This is a genomic window from Leuconostoc palmae, from assembly GCF_019656075.1.
GTDB classification, from domain to species: domain Bacteria; phylum Bacillota; class Bacilli; order Lactobacillales; family Lactobacillaceae; genus Leuconostoc; species Leuconostoc palmae.
Genome location: NZ_BPKZ01000028.1, coordinates 1 through 505 on the forward strand (window position 1 = coordinate 1; position 505 = coordinate 505).

Consider the following 505-nt stretch of genomic DNA (forward strand, 5'->3'; position numbering starts at 1 on the left):
GATCCGACAAACCCTCTTATCAAACCGTCTATAACTTCCATTACTGGTGTAACTGCATACAAAAATATCAGCAGGCCTATGGCAATAATCAGTTTTTTATTTAAGATACTAATCAGTGAATGCCAGTTAATTTTTGTTAGAATGTATATGATTAACACAAGCATTGGAATAGCTAAATAGTCAGACAAGTTTGATTCAACGGTAGTCACATTAGTTGAATAGAACAATTTTAAAAATAAATAACCGATAGTTCCAACTACCATTGCACTGACTAAGCTTATCGTAACCACACGATAAAATTTACGTTCTTGTTGATTTTCTCTTAATTTTGCAACCATAGTTTCATCTCCCAAAAATAGATCATCTAACGACAAGTTTAAGTACTTAGATATTAAAATAATATTTTCAATATCGGGTAACGTTTTACCTGTCTCCCAATTAGATATGGTTTTATTAGAGACCAACAATTTATTAGCCAAATCCATTTGTGTTAGAGACATTTTTT

1 protein-coding gene is annotated in these 505 nt (G+C 31.1%); it reads right to left on the bottom strand.

Features of this window, described 5'->3' with window-relative positions; genetic code table 11:
• Window positions 1-505: helix-turn-helix domain-containing protein (locus tag K5Q12_RS07085; protein WP_246570533.1), on the bottom strand; the 505-nt coding region annotated here is incomplete at both ends.